15 protein-coding genes are annotated in these 17096 nt (G+C 34.9%); 6 read left to right on the top strand and 9 right to left on the bottom strand.

What is annotated here, in order from left to right; translation table 11 throughout:
* Window positions 1-303: 303 nt before the first annotated feature.
* Together LRP84_RS11190 and gloA2 are read right to left on the bottom strand one after the other, a co-directional pair.
* Window positions 304-1623, bottom strand: coding sequence for a hemolysin family protein (locus LRP84_RS11190; RefSeq protein ID WP_230575146.1), 1320 nt, complete (start codon window positions 1621-1623; stop codon window positions 304-306).
* Between the two features lie 171 nt (window positions 1624-1794).
* On the bottom strand, window positions 1795-2181 hold the full coding sequence (gloA2, locus tag LRP84_RS11185; protein WP_230575145.1) for an SMU1112c/YaeR family gloxylase I-like metalloprotein: 387 nt from the start codon (window positions 2179-2181) through the stop codon (window positions 1795-1797).
* A 228-nt stretch (window positions 2182-2409) separates the two neighbouring features.
* Here gloA2 and LRP84_RS11180 point away from each other — a divergent pair, with 228 nt between their 5' ends.
* From LRP84_RS11180 to LRP84_RS11170, 3 genes are all read left to right on the top strand, one after another.
* The gene (locus LRP84_RS11180; protein WP_230575144.1) at window positions 2410-3588 is read left to right on the top strand and encodes a NupC/NupG family nucleoside CNT transporter; all 1179 of its coding nucleotides are present in this window, start codon (window positions 2410-2412) and stop codon (window positions 3586-3588) included.
* 431 nt (window positions 3589-4019) lie between these two features.
* Complete coding sequence (locus LRP84_RS11175; RefSeq protein ID WP_230575143.1) at window positions 4020-5033, top strand: LCP family protein; 1014 nt, start codon at window positions 4020-4022, stop codon at window positions 5031-5033.
* A 303-nt stretch (window positions 5034-5336) separates the two neighbouring features.
* Window positions 5337-6590 (top strand): VanW family protein, encoded by a 1254-nt coding sequence (locus tag LRP84_RS11170; protein WP_230575142.1) that lies wholly within the window; start codon window positions 5337-5339, stop codon window positions 6588-6590.
* Window positions 6591-6594: 4 nt separating this feature from the next.
* On the opposite strand, the gene LRP84_RS11165 is transcribed toward LRP84_RS11170, so the two are convergent.
* Complete coding sequence (locus tag LRP84_RS11165) at window positions 6595-6867, bottom strand: hypothetical protein (RefSeq protein WP_230575141.1); 273 nt, start codon at window positions 6865-6867, stop codon at window positions 6595-6597.
* A gap of 16 nt (window positions 6868-6883) precedes the next feature.
* Entirely contained in the window at window positions 6884-7399 is a 516-nt protein-coding gene (locus LRP84_RS11160; RefSeq protein ID WP_230575140.1) for an RNase A-like domain-containing lipoprotein, read from the bottom strand.
* A gap of 229 nt (window positions 7400-7628) precedes the next feature.
* Here LRP84_RS11160 and LRP84_RS11155 point away from each other — a divergent pair, with 229 nt between their 5' ends.
* Window positions 7629-8177: a TVP38/TMEM64 family protein gene (locus LRP84_RS11155; protein WP_230575139.1), complete on the top strand. Its 549-nt coding sequence runs from the start codon at window positions 7629-7631 to the stop codon at window positions 8175-8177.
* 47 nt (window positions 8178-8224) lie between these two features.
* On the opposite strand, the gene LRP84_RS11150 is transcribed toward LRP84_RS11155, so the two are convergent.
* The 3 genes from LRP84_RS11150 to LRP84_RS11140 all read right to left on the bottom strand — a co-directional run bounded on the left by LRP84_RS11150 (window position 8225) and on the right by LRP84_RS11140 (window position 11788).
* Entirely contained in the window at window positions 8225-9910 is a 1686-nt protein-coding gene (locus tag LRP84_RS11150; protein ID WP_230575138.1) for a M4 family metallopeptidase, read from the bottom strand.
* 475 nt (window positions 9911-10385) lie between these two features.
* Window positions 10386-10514 (bottom strand): NprX family peptide pheromone, encoded by a 129-nt coding sequence (locus tag LRP84_RS11145; RefSeq protein WP_230575137.1) that lies wholly within the window; start codon window positions 10512-10514, stop codon window positions 10386-10388.
* A 2-nt stretch (window positions 10515-10516) separates the two neighbouring features.
* Complete coding sequence (locus LRP84_RS11140) at window positions 10517-11788, bottom strand: helix-turn-helix transcriptional regulator (protein ID WP_230575136.1); 1272 nt, start codon at window positions 11786-11788, stop codon at window positions 10517-10519.
* A 197-nt stretch (window positions 11789-11985) separates the two neighbouring features.
* Here LRP84_RS11140 and LRP84_RS11135 point away from each other — a divergent pair, with 197 nt between their 5' ends.
* Window positions 11986-13449, top strand: coding sequence for a nicotinate phosphoribosyltransferase (locus tag LRP84_RS11135; protein WP_230575135.1), 1464 nt, complete (start codon window positions 11986-11988; stop codon window positions 13447-13449).
* Window positions 13450-13543: 94 nt separating this feature from the next.
* Here the strand turns inward: LRP84_RS11135 and LRP84_RS11130 are convergent, their stop codons facing one another.
* A complete protein-coding gene (locus LRP84_RS11130) occupies window positions 13544-15904 on the bottom strand; it encodes a heavy metal translocating P-type ATPase (protein WP_230575134.1) in 2361 nt (786 codons plus the stop codon).
* Between the two features lie 20 nt (window positions 15905-15924).
* Complete coding sequence (locus LRP84_RS11125) at window positions 15925-16305, bottom strand: ArsR/SmtB family transcription factor (RefSeq protein WP_230575133.1); 381 nt, start codon at window positions 16303-16305, stop codon at window positions 15925-15927.
* A 147-nt stretch (window positions 16306-16452) separates the two neighbouring features.
* Between LRP84_RS11125 and LRP84_RS11120 the strand changes: the two genes are divergently transcribed.
* Window positions 16453-17070: a class I SAM-dependent methyltransferase gene (locus tag LRP84_RS11120; protein WP_230575132.1), complete on the top strand. Its 618-nt coding sequence runs from the start codon at window positions 16453-16455 to the stop codon at window positions 17068-17070.
* The last annotated feature ends 26 nt before the right edge of the window (window positions 17071-17096 follow it).

The following is a 17096-nucleotide window of genomic DNA, read 5'->3' as shown; positions in this document are numbered from 1 at the left end:
TCCTCCCCTAGCCTTGTAATGAACTCTAAGCTATTACAAGCATCTGGCATCCAAACATGGACAATTGGTTCTAACGTTTCTTTGCCGAAACTACTTCTTATTTTCGTCCCCTTTCCTGTAGCCATTCATTAGTCTGTATTAAACTTTCTAACGTTACTCCAAATGCAAAATGATTTTTCTTAATTTCTTCTCCTGCTGAAATTTCCCATAACCCTGAAATCCCTTTATTATTCCAATACAAAAAACGCACATCGTCTTTCTTCAATTTACTATAATGCCTTATTAATAAGAAAAAACAGCTATTTATAACGCTGCTGTTTTTTCTTTCGTTTCCAATTTTTTTATCTCTATTCGCTTAATTTGATGAATATCTTTTTCAAGAATAGTAAATGTCCACTCACCAACAACAATAGCATCTCCTTCTGCAATCGGTTGTCCTTGCATCATCAACCAACCACCAATTGTATCAACGTCATGTTCGTCCAGATGCAAGCCAAATAAGTCATTAATTTCACTTACTAACACTTTCCCATCCACAACTTTACAATTGTCACTAACATGTTGAATAGGTGGATGTTCATCCTCATCATATTCATCTTGAATTTCTCCCACAATCTCTTCTAAAATATCCTCAAGTGTAACAAGCCCTGCGGTTCCACCGTATTCGTCATATAAAATAGCGAGTGGAATACGTTTTTTTTGCATATTCAACAATAAATCATGTATTGGAATGTTTTCCATTACTTCAATAACTGGTCTTGTATATGTCGTGATTGATTTTGCTTCTCGTTTTTCTCCATCTATATAACGGATGAAGAAATCTTTCACATTCACCATTCCCATAACTTCATCTTTGTCTTCACCGAATACTGGATATCTTGTATATTTTTCTTGCCGAATAATTTCAATATGTGTTTCAAATAAATCTTCCGCATATAATCCGACAATTTCCGTCCGTGGTACCATAATCTCTTTCGCAAGACGATTATCAAATTCAAAAATATTATTTACATATTTAAATTCCGCTTGATTAATTTCCCCGCTTTCATAACTCTCTGATAAGATGAGACGGAGCTCTTCTTCTGAGTGTGCAACTTCATGTTCAGAAGCTGGTTTTAGTCCAAATAAACTTGTCACAAAACGAGCGGCATGATTTAATGTCCAAATAAATGGATACATAATGCGATAAAAATAAATTAATGGCTTTGAAAACATCAGACTAACTTGTTCTGCCTTTTGAATTGCAAATGTTTTTGGTGCTAATTCTCCAATTACAACATGTAAAAAAGTAATAACAGCAAATGCAATAATAAAAGATACAGTACTAGCAATTGAAGGAGAGATTCGAAATGTAATCAATATAGGTTCTAATACATGTTTTACAGTTGGTTCACCTAACCATCCAAGTCCAAGTGCTGTAATTGTAATTCCGAACTGACAGGCTGACAAATATTCATCTAAATTAGAGATAACTTTTTTTGCTGCTATTGCTCCTCGCCTTTTTTCTCCAACGAGTTGATCAATGCGACTACTGCGTACTTTGACAATCGCAAATTCAATTGCAACAAAAAAACCCGTTAACGCAATTAAAACTGCAACCAGTATTAAATTCCCTATTTCCAAGTATCTCCCTTAGCTGCAGACAACTAAGGTTACACCTCCTGCAAAGATAAGTTTAACTTTCTTTATTTTCTCTCTTTCCCTCATAAGAAAAACTGTATAAATTTCACCAATTTTTATCATATCTAGCGAGAAGACCCCCACCTAAAGCGCGAAGCGGTAGGTGGGGGTAGTTCAATTCTCATATAATTCAAGCGGTAAACCATCTGGATCTTGGAAAAATACAAAACGTTTTCCAGTAATTTCATCGATTCGAATTGCTTCAGTTTGTATACCATGCTGCTGTAAATATGAAACAGCTCCTTCTATACATTCAACAGCAAACGCTAAGTGTCTCAATCCCGTTGCCTCCGGAAAACTTTTTCGCATTGGAGGATTAGGAAATGAAAACAATTCAATTTGATATGTATCTCCAACACATAAATCAAGCTTATATGACTCTCTTTCTTCTCGATATACTTCACGTAGAACTTGAAAACCGAGTACTTCTGTATAGAATTTTTTTGATACTCCATAATTTGAACAAATAATTGCGATGTGGTGAACATGAGTAATATTCATCGTATCTTTTCCTTTCTTGCATATTCTTCTATGAAATGAAAAACCTATATATAAAGTGAAACTTCCATCAGTGGGGGTTTTCTTCATCCCCCACTGATGGAAAGCCCACCCAATCGGGCATTAACGGGCAGTTATCCCCCACCTATCTTCTTCACTTCTCTCAATCTTGAGGTGGGGGTCTTACTGCCCGCGAATAGTGGGATAAAACTGTTCATAAGGAGAGGTATTATGAAATTTTTCACATTTGTTCTCGGACTCATTGTTGTTTTTTTTCTTGCCTTTATTGCAAGTAACAATAGAAAACATATTAAGTTCAAGCCGATTCTTATTATGCTTATTATACAATTAATCTTAACGTTCCTATTATTAAATACACAAATGGGACTTATCCTTGTAACGGCAGTTTCCAACTTATTCAGTAAATTATTAGAATACGCTGCTGCAGGTATAAATTTTGTATTTGGCGGTCTTTTAAACAAAGGAGAAATGTCCTTCTTTTTAAATGTTCTGCTTCCAATTGTATTTATCTCTGTGTTAATTGGAATCTTACAACACTTTAAAATTTTACCATTTATTATTCGTTGGGTCGGCTTTTTACTTAGTAAAATAAATGGACTCGGTAAACTAGAGTCCTACAACGCAGTTGCGTCTGCTATTGTCGGACAATCAGAAGTATTTATTACTGTAAAAAAACAACTCGGACAAATTCCAAAACATCGTCTATATACACTATGTGCTTCGGCAATGTCCACAGTATCCATGTCCATCGTTGGTGCCTATATGACGATGATTGAACCAAAGTATGTTGTAACTGCTCTCGTCTTAAACTTATTTAGTGGATTTATTATCGTCTTAATTATTAATCCATACGATGTGAAAGACGAAGAAGATATTTTAGAAATCAAGGAAGAAAAACAAACTTTCTTTGAAATGCTAGGAGAGTACATTTTAGATGGATTTCGTGTCGCAGTTGTTGTTGGAGCAATGTTGATTGGTTTCGTTGCTCTTATAAGCGCTATAAACGGTTTATTTGCAATCATTTTTGGTATTACATTTCAACAATTACTTGGGTATGCATTTTCTCCAATTGCTTTCATTATTGGCGTACCTGCTGCAGAAATTATACAAGCAGGTAGTATTATGGCAACAAAGCTTATTACAAATGAATTTGTAGCCATGATGGATTTAAATAAACTTGCAAATACACTCTCTCCTCGTACTGTAGGTATTATTTCCGTTTTTCTAGTGTCTTTTGCAAATTTCTCTTCTATTGGAATTATTTCAGGAGCAGTAAAAAGCTTACATGAAGAACAAGGAAATGTCGTTGCCAGATTTGGCTTAAAGCTCCTATACGGAGCAACCTTAGTAAGTATTCTATCTGCAATTATTGTCAGTATTATGATTTAAAATAGATAAAATTTTAATCTTTTTTTCCTTTATTTTTTGTATACAATAATTCTTAAACAGATGCCTTAATTATGTGTAAGGCATCTGTTTTTTGTATGGAAACTTTTCATACAGCGTGACTTATGAAACATTTATCCCGCTATTCGCGGGCAGTAAAATCCCCACCTCAAAATTCAGATAAAAGCGAAGAAGATAGGTGGGGATAACTGCCCCTAAAAGCCCGATTGGTTCAACTAACCATCAGTGGGGGATGAAGCCCCCACTGATGGAAGTTTCACTTTATATAAAATTATATATTTCATATATTTCATTTTCATGTCAATTAAAAATTAATAATGAAAACTCCTTATATTTATGTACAATAGAAAGTGTGCCTTTTTTAAAAATTATAAGAAAATATCTTAATTGATTGTTTAAAAGGAGAAAGATTAATGAAGCCTGATTTAGAAACGACAAATAGAGCGTTAAAAAAACGTTCTAAGAAAAAGCGTATACTATGGTTTGTTCTCATTCCCTTATTCCTTGTGATTATTGGAGGAGGCAGCTATTTCTTCCACATATATAACAAAGCACAAGCTGTTGCAAATGGTGCATACTCAGAATTAGGACGAGGAGATAAATCGGCAAAACGCGAAAAAGCAGTGAAACCGATGACAGATAATGTTTCCATCTTAATCATGGGTGTAGATGAAAGTGATACACGAACAAAAGAATACGGATCCGCAACCCGTACAGATGCATTGATGCTTGCAACTATTAATAAAAACGATAAATCTGTAAAACTATTAAGCATACCTCGTGATTCTCGAGTATATATTCCATCACGAAAAAAAGAAGATAAAATCACACATGCCCATGTATTCGGTGGTGTTGATAGTACAATTGATACAGTAGAACGTTTTTTAGATGTTCCTGTTGATTATTACGTAAAATTTAACTTTAAATCATTTATAAAAATTGTTGATTCTCTTGGCGGCATTGATGTAGATGTACCAGTTACATTTACTGAACAAGATAGTAAAGACAATGCTGATGCTATTCACCTTGAAAAAGGTCATCAGCACTTAAATGGCGAAGAAGCACTTGCGCTAGCAAGAACACGTCATATTGATACTGACTATATGCGCGGTCAACGTCAACAACTTGTTTTAGAAGCAATCGCTGAAAAAGCATTATCTATAAATTCAATTGACAAACTTGGTGATTTACTGGATGCGGTAGACAACGATATCAAAACAAACTTAACTTTCGATGATATGATGGCAATTACCAAAAATATGATGAGTTCCGACCTAAAAATGGATAAATTGCAAATAAAAGGAAAAGACGAATATATCGATGGTGTATATTATTACGTCCCTGAAGAAGAAAGTGTTCAATCTATTTCTGAAGAGCTGCAAAACCACCTTGGTGTTACTGGTAAGTCAGATCATAAGAAACTATAAGAAAAACCAGCTGTTGTATACAACGGCTGGTTTTTTTCTTATATCCGCTTATCTTTCCATTACACATAGAAACGTACATTTCATACTGCAATACAAGAAAGAATTTCTTTGATTCCCCACATGAAAATTCTAATTAAAGGTAATTATATTACAAAAATGTAACGTTTTTTTACAAAAACATTACACAGACAATAAAATTAATAGTATACTAGTGTGTAATTAATACTCTTTTTATCATTTTTTACGTTAGAAATAATACATATCATACATAAACTAAAAATTTTATTTCTGGGGGGGAAATAAATGAAATTACGTAATTGGATTATTGGTTCTGTGATTGCCGGTGGAATCGTTCTTTGTGCTGGCGGTGTTAGCGCTTATCAATATGTATCCAAATTGAATAATCAGTTAGATACATACGTTTTACCCCACACAACATTTGAAGGTATTTCCTTAGATGGCAAAACGAAAGCAGACGTTCAACAAATTATTCAACAAAAAGTTGATGAATTAAATAAAAAATCCGTGAACTACACCTTCCAAGACAACACACAGACATATACTTGGCAAGAACTAGGCGTTGAATATAAGGGTACAAATGTTGCGGATGAAATTTTCAAAGAACAACAGGGCAATATTTCTAATCGTTATAAAATGCGTAAACAAGCTGAAAAAGGTGAACTAAAGCGTGACTATAAGCTAGATCCTTCTATAAACACAGCAAAATACGATGCATTTATAAAAGAGAAATACAATGACCTCTTAGTAGAGCCTGTCAATGCAGAGTTATCTGTTTCTGGAACAACGGTTAATATTAGCGAAAGTAAAGATGGCGAAAAAGTTGATAAAGAAAAACTAAAATCCTTAACAACAGAAGCAATTGCTACAAATAAACAGGATATCCAAGTTCCAATTACAGCAGTGAAACCGGAACGCTCAACAGAAGATGTGAAAAACATGGGGATTCAAGAAGTAATCGCTGAATATTCTACTCCGTTGGCTGGCCGAAATGCAAATCAAACATTTAACGTACAACGTGCTACTAACACATTAACAGGAGTACTTATTGCACCAGGTGAAACATTTAGCTTTAACAACCGCGTTGGTATTACAGATGCAGCACATGGCTATAAATCAGCGGCTGTATATGTAAATGGAAAAGTAGAACAAAGTGCCGGCGGTGGTGTTTGCCAAGTAAGCAGCACATTATATGGTGCTGTATTGCGTGCTGATTTAGGAGTTGTAGCCCGGAGTAATCATTCTTTACCAGTCCATTACTTACCACTTGGTCAAGATGCAGCTGTTGCTGACTATGGTCCTGATTTGAAATTTACAAATAATACTGGTAAGTATATTTACATTCAATCATTCACGGATGGCAGTAGTGTAACTGCTCGTATTTTCGGTACAGATACAGGAAAAAATGTAGAAGTTTCTTCGAAAGTTATAAGTGAAACCGATAAAAACATTGTGGCTGTAACATATAAAAAGGTAACACAAAACGGGCAAGTGCTCTCCAACGGGCAAATTTCAAAAAGCACATACAAAAAGGCGTGATGATTCACGCCTTTTTATTTTGTAATATAGAAACAAAATTACTAATATGTGCTTTTGTTTCTTCTATTGTCCATGTACGATTCCCATACCGCTCAGCTTCTTGACACGCTTTCTTCCAATCTTCTATTTTTTGCATTTGAACAAATTCATGTAATAATTTCTTCTTCGTTTCTTGTTCTTCCTGTTCTTTAAATTGCTGCATAAGATCAATCATTTCTTCTTCATATATACTTAGTGTACAATATGCCTTAAGGAAATATTGAAATGTCGAATACATAAATCTCTCTCCTTTCTTATTTATCAGAAGGATAAGAAGTAATAATTTTAAAGCCGAGCTCACTCCCCTTATCTTTCTGCAACACAGTCACTGTATTACGAAGTCCATCTTTTACACGCATATCTTTTTTTAATACTGTTTTTCCAACTGGAAATGCATGCTTTGTATTCAATACAAGGCGGTTTTCCTTCGATTCTTTCAGCCATGTATTAATTTCTTTTTCATGCTGCTTTAAACTATCTTTTACCGCCTTTGTTGCCGTTTCTTTATCGTAATATGTACTTGCAGCGGATACTTTATCTGTACGCAATCGTTCTTTTAATTGCTCTTCTGTTTTGCCAACGTGACGCTCTAACGTATGACCATTTTTCGGTGGTCCTTCCATTTCATCTAAAATGTTGTCACTAACTTTTTCAACTGCTGCACTATTTTCTTTCGATGTGGTTTGTTTTTGTTGCTGTCCTGAACATCCACTTAATACAAGTATCATCATAAGCATTACACTTATAACAACATTCCATAATCGTTTCATCGTATCACCTCTTCCATGATTATTGTATTATCTTTAGAAAAAGTCAATTTTATCTCTAAGAGGAGCTATCACATACAACAGATCCACCTTTCACCCTAACAATACCAATATAGAGTATATAAATAAGATTTTTCATTTAAAGAAATGTATGATTTTGTTAAACAATTCTATTGTCTCCATATGAAAAATGTGATGTAATGCATAAAAAGGCAAAGGAAATTTAATTCATATGGAAGAAACGATTCATTCTTTTCTCACAGCGCATCAAACAGTTGCAATCCCACTTAGCATCTTACTCAATATTCTTATTAGCTTAGCAGCCTTTATTCCTAGTATTTTTTTAACCGCTATTAATATCACACTATTTGGAGTAACAGAAGGAACACTCATATCAATTACCGGGGAAGCATTAGGAGCTATCATCTCTTTTTATTTATATCGTCTTGGTTTTCAAAAAACTGCTCAAAAAAATATAGATAAATATCCAAAAGTACAAAGACTTCTTTATGTACAAGGAAAGGAAGCTTTCTTTCTCGTTTTATCATTTCGCCTCTTCCCCTTTATCCCTTCTGGCATCGTTACTTTATTTGCGTCTTTTGGAACGATGTCCATTTTAACTTTTAGCGTCGCTAGTACACTTGGTAAAATACCAGCATTACTTATTGAAGTGTATTCCACCTATCACGTTATGAACGGAACAAATGAAGCAAAGTGGATTATTGCCATTGCTGGTTGTATCGGCTTATTTTATGTATGGAAAACATGGAAGAAAAAATGAAAAAAGGAGCATATGCTCCTTTTTCATTATATAAAGGGGAGTGAAACCTAGTTCACACCAACTGCATCATAAGACTGCTTCACAGCTGTCACTTCTGCAGAGCTTGCACCATATAAATCAGCAGCTGCTTGTACTAAGGCAGCACGAGCTTGGCTAAATGTTGTAGATTGAGTTAAATATAGTGTATTTGCACGATAGTAGATTGCACCTACTTTATCTTTACCAATACCATTTACCGTTACACCATAATGTGTACCGCCATTTGCTAATAAGTAAGCAGCTTTATTGATAATACTGCTATTCGTATGAACGCCGCCATTATCACTCGTTCCTGTATAACGTTTAGAATAATGATCTGGGTCACCATACTTCGTTGGATCACTCATAGAACGAAGAGCATCCCCAGCCGTACCAGGTGTATAAATATCTTCTCCAATTTCCCAATCTGGATTACGATTATCATAGTATTCTACTAACGTTCCAAAAATATCAGAAATTGCCTCATTTAATGCACCAGATTCATTTTGATAAATAAGATTAGAACTTCTTTCTGTCACAGCATGTGTTAATTCATGTCCAATTACATCTAAACCACCAGATAATGGAGCGAATGTGTATCCATCTCCATCCCCATATACCATTTGTGATCCATTCCAGAAGGCATTGTTATAGCTTCTGCTATAGTGAACCGTAGATTTTAACGCTGCACCAGCATTGTCATAAGAATTGCGGTTAAACGTATTTTTATAGTAATCATACGTTACACCTGCATAATAATGAGCATCCACTGCTGCTGCATCATTACTAGCATTAAAGATATTATCTGCATCCGCCCATAACGTTCCTGGAAGAGTAGTACGATTATTCCCATTGTATGTGTAAATTGTTGCACCGCGTGTATTATCCTGTAAATAATAGCTAGATCCAGATAATGTTGTATTAATAGACTTTGTGTCACCTAGTACACCTTTACCTGTCCCTATTTTATTTGTTCCTGTTACAGGCTTAGTAGTAGATCCAACTGCAGGTTTAATTGGTGACTTATTTTCATTTGTTACATTATCAATTGTATTATATTTGTTTAAAACTTTACCGCTATCAGCTTCAATGAAATAATAATAGTTTCCTGGTTCTGGATCTAAGAAGTTTAATTTCACAACATATGCATATGTTGTTTCTTGACCATTTTGATATACATATAAATCCGCAGATGGCTCTACTTCATACTTTGGAGTGAATCCTAAGTCTTGTTGTGCAATTGCAATTGCTTTTTTTCCTTCAATTTTATTTTTGTTTTTCAATTTCTCTTTCTTGTCTAACTCAGGCGCAACTGTTCCTGATACAACTTTTAATGCACCATCTTTTCCAACATGAGCCACTTGGGTAGATCCCCATACTGGTACACCTTCATATACTTGTTGTAAACGGACAACTGTTGCATCGCCAACAGAGTCTTTTGTAACTTGTTGTACTTTAAAAGATTCTTCTGCACTTTTTGCGCCTAGTTTATAATCCTTTTTAGAAGCATTTAAATAATCAAATACAACACTTTCTGCCTTCTTTCCTGATGCACCAGTTAGATTGCCCGATACAAACTCAGGAGACTGTACTGTCTCATTGTATTTCTTTGTGGAAAGTACATTCTTTGATTCTGCAAAGGCAGAGCTTGTCCCCCCAAATGTTGTTACTGCCATTCCAGCTGCTAACACAAACGCTAAACTCTTTTTCTTCATATTCTCTTCCCCCTAGCAAAAGTTTTTTTAAAAGAGTAGCTTTATAGTAGCATTAAGTTTTCACTATTAAAATACTGAAAATTAAAATAATTTCTTTCTCAAGTTTTGTAGAATTTTGCCGAACATTTCTTGAAAAACCCCTTTTCATCAGGAAAGAGGTTTTTTCTTCTACGCTATGCTATTTAAATACTCATGTAGGGTTGCTTCTAATTATAAATATATTAAAATTAAAATATTTTTATATTTTATTTCTCAAGTTTTGGAGAAAGCGTCTCCTGAACAGATAGATAATTATATGTAAGTTACAATCATCCTCGCTACTAGTGAACACTAAAAAAGATGGCCTCGGTACAATACCGAAACCATCTTTTAAGTTCTTGCGTTTCTAAAGATCCCCCGCTATTTTTGGACAGTAAGAGCCCGATTACCATTATATAGGGGGCAGTTCAAACAGATAGGAACTTTTTCTATTGAATTATATATTTACAACTTCAATTTCATTTGCTTCTTGTCCAAAAATATCTGGTTGTTTAATATATTGTGTATCAGCTAATACAACTATTGAAACTACTGTTACAATGATACCGATTACTACTTTTTTCATCCTTATCCCTCCCGGATTGTTTCTAGAGCCTCAATGGCTAGTTTATAATACTTATTACTTTCTTTAAATCCCAAACAATTAGCGAAATATTCCGCAATCTCTACATATACTTTCTTCAATTCTTTTATATTTCCTGCACTTTTAAAAAAAGGAATTGCCTCTGTTTCTAAAAATAGTTTATACGCACTTGGTTCTGCAAAATATTTATAACGAAGCATAAGGAGTAAGTACAATTTCGTATTGTACCTTTCATCTTTCTTAGCAAAAATGATCCCCTTATCAATCCACTCTTTTGCTTCTTCTAGTTGTTCAAGGTAAATACATTGAAGAGCCATTTCATATAACGTATCGACGTAGTTCGCATCTTCTTCTTTTTGATATTGTAAACTTTCTACATAATATTTTTTGGCTTCTTCATACTTTTTTCTTCTATAATATATATTGCCAATATTACCTAATACGATTGACATCAATACATCTTTTTCTGAAAAAGAATCCGCTTCACGCAGTATACTTTTAAAAATTTTTAATGCTTCATCATACTGTCCTTTTTCAACATAGCTTATCGCAACGATGATTTGACAATTAATCACATTTCGGAACTTATATTCATTTCGAAATCCTTCCATAGCAATATTAGCAAAATGAAGTGCCATATGCGGAATTTCTAAATGACTATATGCAAGTGCTAAATTATAATAAATTCCGGTTTCATAATAATTTTGCTCTTTTGCCATTAGTTCTGTCTGAACTAAAAACTGTAATCCCTCTTGCCACTTATGTTGTAGGCAATAGCATAAAGCTTGACTATACTTATATAACAGTTGCTGAAATGGGGAGTATTTTTTATAAACTTTCTTAAGTCTCTCCAATTCTTCTTTAAGGGCTGGTATATTTCTCTTCATAATTAAATACCGTGTATATAACAATTTATAGTAATTCACAATTTCAAAATCTACAATTTGCTTTATTTCACTTTCTAGTTCTCTATATAAATTTTCAACTCTATGCTTATCTAAGTGAACTAGCGCCCTTAGCCACTCCTCTAACTTCTCTTTCACTTCCGCTTCAATATCTCTTAAATCCGAAACCGCAATCTCTAATCTTGCGCATAACAACTGCAATATTTCCTCAGAAGCTTCAATTCGCCCATTTTCAATTTTACTTAAATATGAGACGGAACAAATGCCTTGACAAAGCTCTTCTTGTGTCATTTTTTGTTGGAGTCGCTTGTAAAAAATTTGCTTACCCATTTTTTCTAAATTTTGCCGCATACGTCCCTCCTCCATTCTACTTTATACCCTATTACATTAATAATACATAAAATTAAACGAAAGATAAATTGATAAATAAAAATATTCTGAATGATTTTTATTTATTTTTACCTTATAACACTTATGGTATGTATCATTTTTAGCAAAAAAATAAAAAAAGAGGTATACTATAACCAAAATATGGAGGTGTTTACGTTATGACTCATTATAAAGACGATAGCTACGCCTTACACACAGACTTATATCAAATTAATATGACTTATACATATTGGAAAGATAATATCCATAACCGCCGTGCAGTATTTGATTTATACTTTCGCAAGCTGCCTTTTGAGAACGGTTATGCTATTTTTGCAGGGCTTGAAAAGATTATAGAGTATGTGGAGAGCTTTGAGTTTACAGATAGTGATATTGCCTATCTAAAGGAGCTTCAATTTGAGGAAGATTTTTTACACTACTTACAAAATATGAAGTTTAGCGGATCCATTCGCAGCATGCAGGAAGGCGAAGTTGTCTTTCATAATGAACCACTTTTACGTATAGAAGCACCACTTGGAGAAGCACAAATTATTGAAACAGCTCTCTTAAATATTGTGAACTACCAAACATTAATCGCAACAAAAGCTGCACGGATGAAGCATGCAGCTGGTGATGATGAGCTCCTTGAATTCGGAACACGCCGCGCTCATGAGTTTGATGCGGCACTTTGGGGAACACGCGCAGCATTCATCGGTGGTTTTTCTTCAACAAGTAATGTTCGAGCTGGAAAACGTTTTGGCATCCCTGTTGCCGGCACACATGCTCATTCTTTTGTACAAGCGTATCGTGATGAATATGTAGCATTCAAGAAATATGCAGAAACACATAAAAAATGCGTTTTTCTCGTTGATACGTATGACACATTAAAATCCGGTGTGCCAAATGCCATCCGCGTAGCAAAGGAATTCGGAGACCGCATTGATTTTTATGGCATTCGTCTCGATAGCGGTGATATGGCATACTTATCAAAAGAAGCACGTAAAATGCTAGATAATGCCGGTTTTACGAATACAAAAATTATCGCTTCAAGTGACTTAGATGAATACACCATCTTACATTTAAAATCGCAAGGAGCAAAAATTGACGTATGGGGTGTTGGAACAAAACTGATCACATCATTTGAACAACCAGCATTAGGTGCTGTTTATAAATTAGTTTGTATTGAAGATGAAAATGGTGTACTGAACGACACGATTAAAATTTCTTCCAATCCCGAAAAAATTACAACACCAGGATTAAAGCGTCTCTATCGTATTATCAATCGCATCAATCAGCATGCAGAAGGTGATTATATTGCATTAGAGGCAGAAGAACCGCAGCAAGAAGAGCGCTTAAAAATGTTCCACCCTGTTCATACGTATATTAGTAAGTTTGTCACGAACTTTGAAGCAAAAGAACTGCATCATGATATTTTCGTAAACGGACAGCGCACATACGAATTACCAGACATACTTGATATTCAACGCCACACACAACACAGTTTAGCATCCTTGTGGGAAGAATATAAACGGACACTGAATCCAGAAGAATATCCAGTCGATTTAAGCCAAACCTGCTGGGATCATAAAATGAACTATATCCAAACAGTCCGAGAACAAATCGCAAATTCTACCAAAAAATAAAGGAGAGAAGCATCTCGCTTCTCTCCTTTTGCTTGTATAAAGTGAAACTTCCATCAATATGTAGTGCCTCCATATTGATAGTTAATTGAACCAATCAAGCTTTTACGCGTAATACACGCATCGCATTTAATACCGCTAGCAAAGTTACACCAACATCTGAGAAGACTGCTTCCCACATTGTTGCAATGCCAAATGCCCCTAATAAAAGAACAACTCCCTTTATCCCTAAAGCAAAAATAATATTTTGCCATACGATACTCCGCGTACGCTTTGCAATTTGAATAGCTGTTACAATTTTTGAAGGTTCATCTGTCATAATTACAATGTCAGCTGCTTCAATTGCTGCATCTGATCCTAAACCACCCATTGCAATACCAACATCTGCTCTTGCTAATACTGGTGTATCGTTAATGCCATCCCCAACGAATGCTATTTTTTCTTTCGGATGTTTTGTCGCATCAATTTTTTCGATTTCTTCTACTTTTTGCTGCGGTAACAGTTCTGCATGTACTTCGTCAACACCAAGCTGTTTTCCAACCGCTTCTCCGACTAATTTCGCATCGCCAGTTAACATTACTGTTCTCTTCACACCAAGTTGTTTTAATAATTGAATTGCTTGCTTAGCATCCTCTTTCACTTCATCAGAAATGACAATATATCCAGCATACACACCATCTACAGCCACGTGTACAAGTGTTCCAACTGTTTGCGGTTGCTGGAATGTGATATTTTCTTTGCTCATTAACTTTGCGTTTCCAGCAAAAATTTCTTTTCCGCTAACTTTCACAACTGTGCCATGACCAGAAATTTCATTATAATCTTCAATAATATGTTCATTGATTACTTTTCCATATGCAGCTCGAATTGACTGTGCGATTGGGTGATTTGAATATACTTCTGCAAATGCTGCATACTCTAACAATTCTTCTTTCGTCACAAATTCGCTTGGCTGCATATTTGTTACTTTAAATACACCTTTTGTTAACGTACCTGTTTTATCAAATACGATATGTTTTACATCATTTAATGCTTCTAAATAGTTACTGCCCTTTATTAAAATTCCGTTCTTAGATGCTGCGCCAATACCACCGAAGAAACTAAGTGGAATAGAGACAACTAATGCACAAGGACAAGAAATAACAAGAAAGACTAATGCTCTATAAATCCAATCTGAGAATGTTGCCCCCTCTATAATAAGTGGTGGAACAAAGGCTAGTACTGCAGCTGTAATTACGACAGCTGGTGTATAGTAACGAGCAAACTTCGTAATAAAGTTTTCTGTTGGCGCCTTACGACTACTTGCATTTTGCACCAAATCAAGAATTTTTGAAACAGTAGATTCACCGTATTCTTTCATCACTTCAATTGTTAATACACCATTTTGGTTAACGAAACCACTTAATACGTCACTGCCAACTTCTACTTCGCGCGGTACAGATTCTCCTGTTAATGCCGATGTATCTACCATCGATGTTCCTTCTATTACTTTACCGTCTAATGGCACTTTTTCACCCGGTTTGACGATAATGAAATCACCAATTTGCACATCTTCTGGCGATACTTGTTTCGTTTCATTTCCTAGCTTTAAATTTGCATAATCAGGTCTAATATCCATTAACGAACTAATCGACTTACGCGAGCGATTCACCGCAATACTTTGGAACAATTCGCCGACTTGGTAAAAAAGCATAACCGCGACTGCTTCTGAATAGTTTTGAGTCCCAAAAGCACCAAGCGTTGCAATTGCCATTAAAAAGTTTTCATCAAACACTTGCCCGCGTTTCATATTCTTTACCGCACGTAAAACAATATCTCCGCCTATAATAATGTAGGCAATAACAAAAAGTGGGATTGTAACCATTTGAGGTAATGAAGCTAGTGCAGCAACAGCAGTGAAAATTGCCCCAATCGATAAACGCCAGATCATTTTTTTCGTGCCAGCTTCCCCGTGGTCATGACTATGATTATGCTCTGTTTGCTCTTTCTCTCGCACTACTTTCACTTCTGGCTCTAGTCGCTGTACGATTTCTTTTATGTTTTCAATGGTAGTCTCTAATTCTTTTTTATTTGCTACTTCTACTCTTAATTTTTTAGAAACAAAATCAACAGATGCAGATGCAACTGCAGGCATTTCGTTTATTTTTGTTTCTATTTTCATCGCACAGTTTGCACAATCCAAGCCTTCTAACACAAATGTTTCTTTTGTTGCTTTCGTTTTTTGTTCTTCTTTCACATGAATATGCGGTTCTAATTTATTTACAAGTTGCTTTGCTTCCATTACAACATGTTCTTCTTTTTGTTTCGCCGTTTCTACCGTCATTGTTTTCGTTACAAAGTTAACAGAACAAGAAGATACCCCTTCTAAATCTCCAACACCTTTTTCAATTTTCATCGCGCAATTCGCACAATCCAAGCCTTCTAACACAAGTTTTCGTTTTACCAATGCTTCCCCCATATGTCTCCCTCCTTGTGTCTCTATTGCTCTTCTTCGTTTACATGCTCAAATGCCTGTTCGAAAATGCGAATGACATGATCGTCAGCAAGTGAATAGTACACTACTTTTCCTTCTTTACGATTTTTCACAAGCTTTGCTTGCTTTAATACACGTAATTGATGAGAAATAGAAGATTGCGTCATTCCGAGTAAATATGCTAAATCACATACGCACAGTTCTGCTTCAAATAAAGCATGTAAAATACGTGTGCGTGTACGATCTCCTAATACTTTAAATAACTCTGCTACTTGACTTAAGCTATCATCTTTTGGAATCGTTTGTTGTACTTGTTCTACAATTTCTTGATGAATCACATTTTGTAAACACGTTTCTTCGTTTGTTTCTACTTTTTGTTCAGTCACAATAGCTCACCTCTTTATTTGAACATATGAACAATCATTCATATATGTTATGCTTTTATTATATGAACGATTGTTCATATGTGTCAATAATTTCCGTTTTTATTTTTTGAACATTGTGTGTAAAAGTAAAAAACTGGAGGGAGCATCATGAAAAATAAGAAGAATCAAAAAATATACAAAATATTATCTGGATTTTATGATTTGTTCATGCAAAACCGTTTCCTTATCAAAGCCAGAAAACGAGCATTTTCTCTTGTACCTTTTACAGAAAATCAGCAAATATTACTAGTTGGTGTTGGTACAGGACAAGATATTCCTCTTCTTCCAAAAGATACTCTCATCACTGGAATCGACCTCTCGGAACATATGCTAACGCAAGCAAAAAGAAAGCATCCTTATCCTCATGTTACATATACACAAATGAATGCTGAACACCTTACATTTCCAGACAATTCATTTGACATTGTTATTTTAAATCTCATTTTAAGCGTAGTAGAACACCCCAATACTGCACTTTCAGAGGCGCTGCGCGTGCTGAAAGAAGGAGGGAGTATTGTAATCTTAGATAAATTTCTTCCTGAAGAAAAACAGCTGCACATCTCAAGGAAAGTAGTAAATTTTATGACTGAACGAATTGGAACAAATATTAATCGCAAGTTAAGCGATATTCTAGGAACATTGCCGCTGATCATCCAATATGAAGAACCATCTTTTTTTCATGGTAATTACCGCATTGTGCTTTTAAAATATAAAAAAAAGAACTAGTGAGCTTTGCTCACCAGTTCTTTTTT

Source organism: Bacillus rhizoplanae (assembly GCF_917563915.1).
GTDB classification, from domain to species: domain Bacteria; phylum Bacillota; class Bacilli; order Bacillales; family Bacillaceae_G; genus Bacillus_A; species Bacillus_A rhizoplanae.
Note: the sequence above shows the minus strand (reverse complement) of the source record. Positions and strands in the feature narration are given on the sequence as shown.

Excerpts from the sequence above, each read along its gene's own strand:
- gloA2 (WP_230575145.1), bottom strand. The coding sequence starts at position 2,181 with ATGAATATTACTCATGTTCACCACATCGCAATTATTTGTTCAAATTAT.
- LRP84_RS11180 (WP_230575144.1), top strand. The coding sequence starts at position 2,410 with ATGAAATTTTTCACATTTGTTCTCGGACTCATTGTTGTTTTTTTTCTT.
- LRP84_RS11175 (WP_230575143.1), top strand. The coding sequence starts at position 4,020 with ATGAAGCCTGATTTAGAAACGACAAATAGAGCGTTAAAAAAACGTTCT.
- LRP84_RS11170 (WP_230575142.1), top strand. The coding sequence starts at position 5,337 with ATGAAATTACGTAATTGGATTATTGGTTCTGTGATTGCCGGTGGAATC.
- LRP84_RS11165 (WP_230575141.1), bottom strand. The coding sequence starts at position 6,867 with ATGTATTCGACATTTCAATATTTCCTTAAGGCATATTGTACACTAAGT.
- LRP84_RS11160 (WP_230575140.1), bottom strand. The coding sequence starts at position 7,399 with ATGAAACGATTATGGAATGTTGTTATAAGTGTAATGCTTATGATGATA.
- LRP84_RS11155 (WP_230575139.1), top strand. The coding sequence starts at position 7,629 with ATGGAAGAAACGATTCATTCTTTTCTCACAGCGCATCAAACAGTTGCA.
- LRP84_RS11150 (WP_230575138.1), bottom strand. The coding sequence starts at position 9,910 with ATGAAGAAAAAGAGTTTAGCGTTTGTGTTAGCAGCTGGAATGGCAGTA.
- LRP84_RS11145 (WP_230575137.1), bottom strand. The coding sequence starts at position 10,514 with ATGAAAAAAGTAGTAATCGGTATCATTGTAACAGTAGTTTCAATAGTT.
- LRP84_RS11140 (WP_230575136.1), bottom strand. The coding sequence starts at position 11,788 with ATGCGGCAAAATTTAGAAAAAATGGGTAAGCAAATTTTTTACAAGCGA.
- LRP84_RS11135 (WP_230575135.1), top strand. The coding sequence starts at position 11,986 with ATGACTCATTATAAAGACGATAGCTACGCCTTACACACAGACTTATAT.
- LRP84_RS11130 (WP_230575134.1), bottom strand. The coding sequence starts at position 15,904 with ATGGGGGAAGCATTGGTAAAACGAAAACTTGTGTTAGAAGGCTTGGAT.
- LRP84_RS11120 (WP_230575132.1), top strand. The coding sequence starts at position 16,453 with ATGAAAAATAAGAAGAATCAAAAAATATACAAAATATTATCTGGATTT.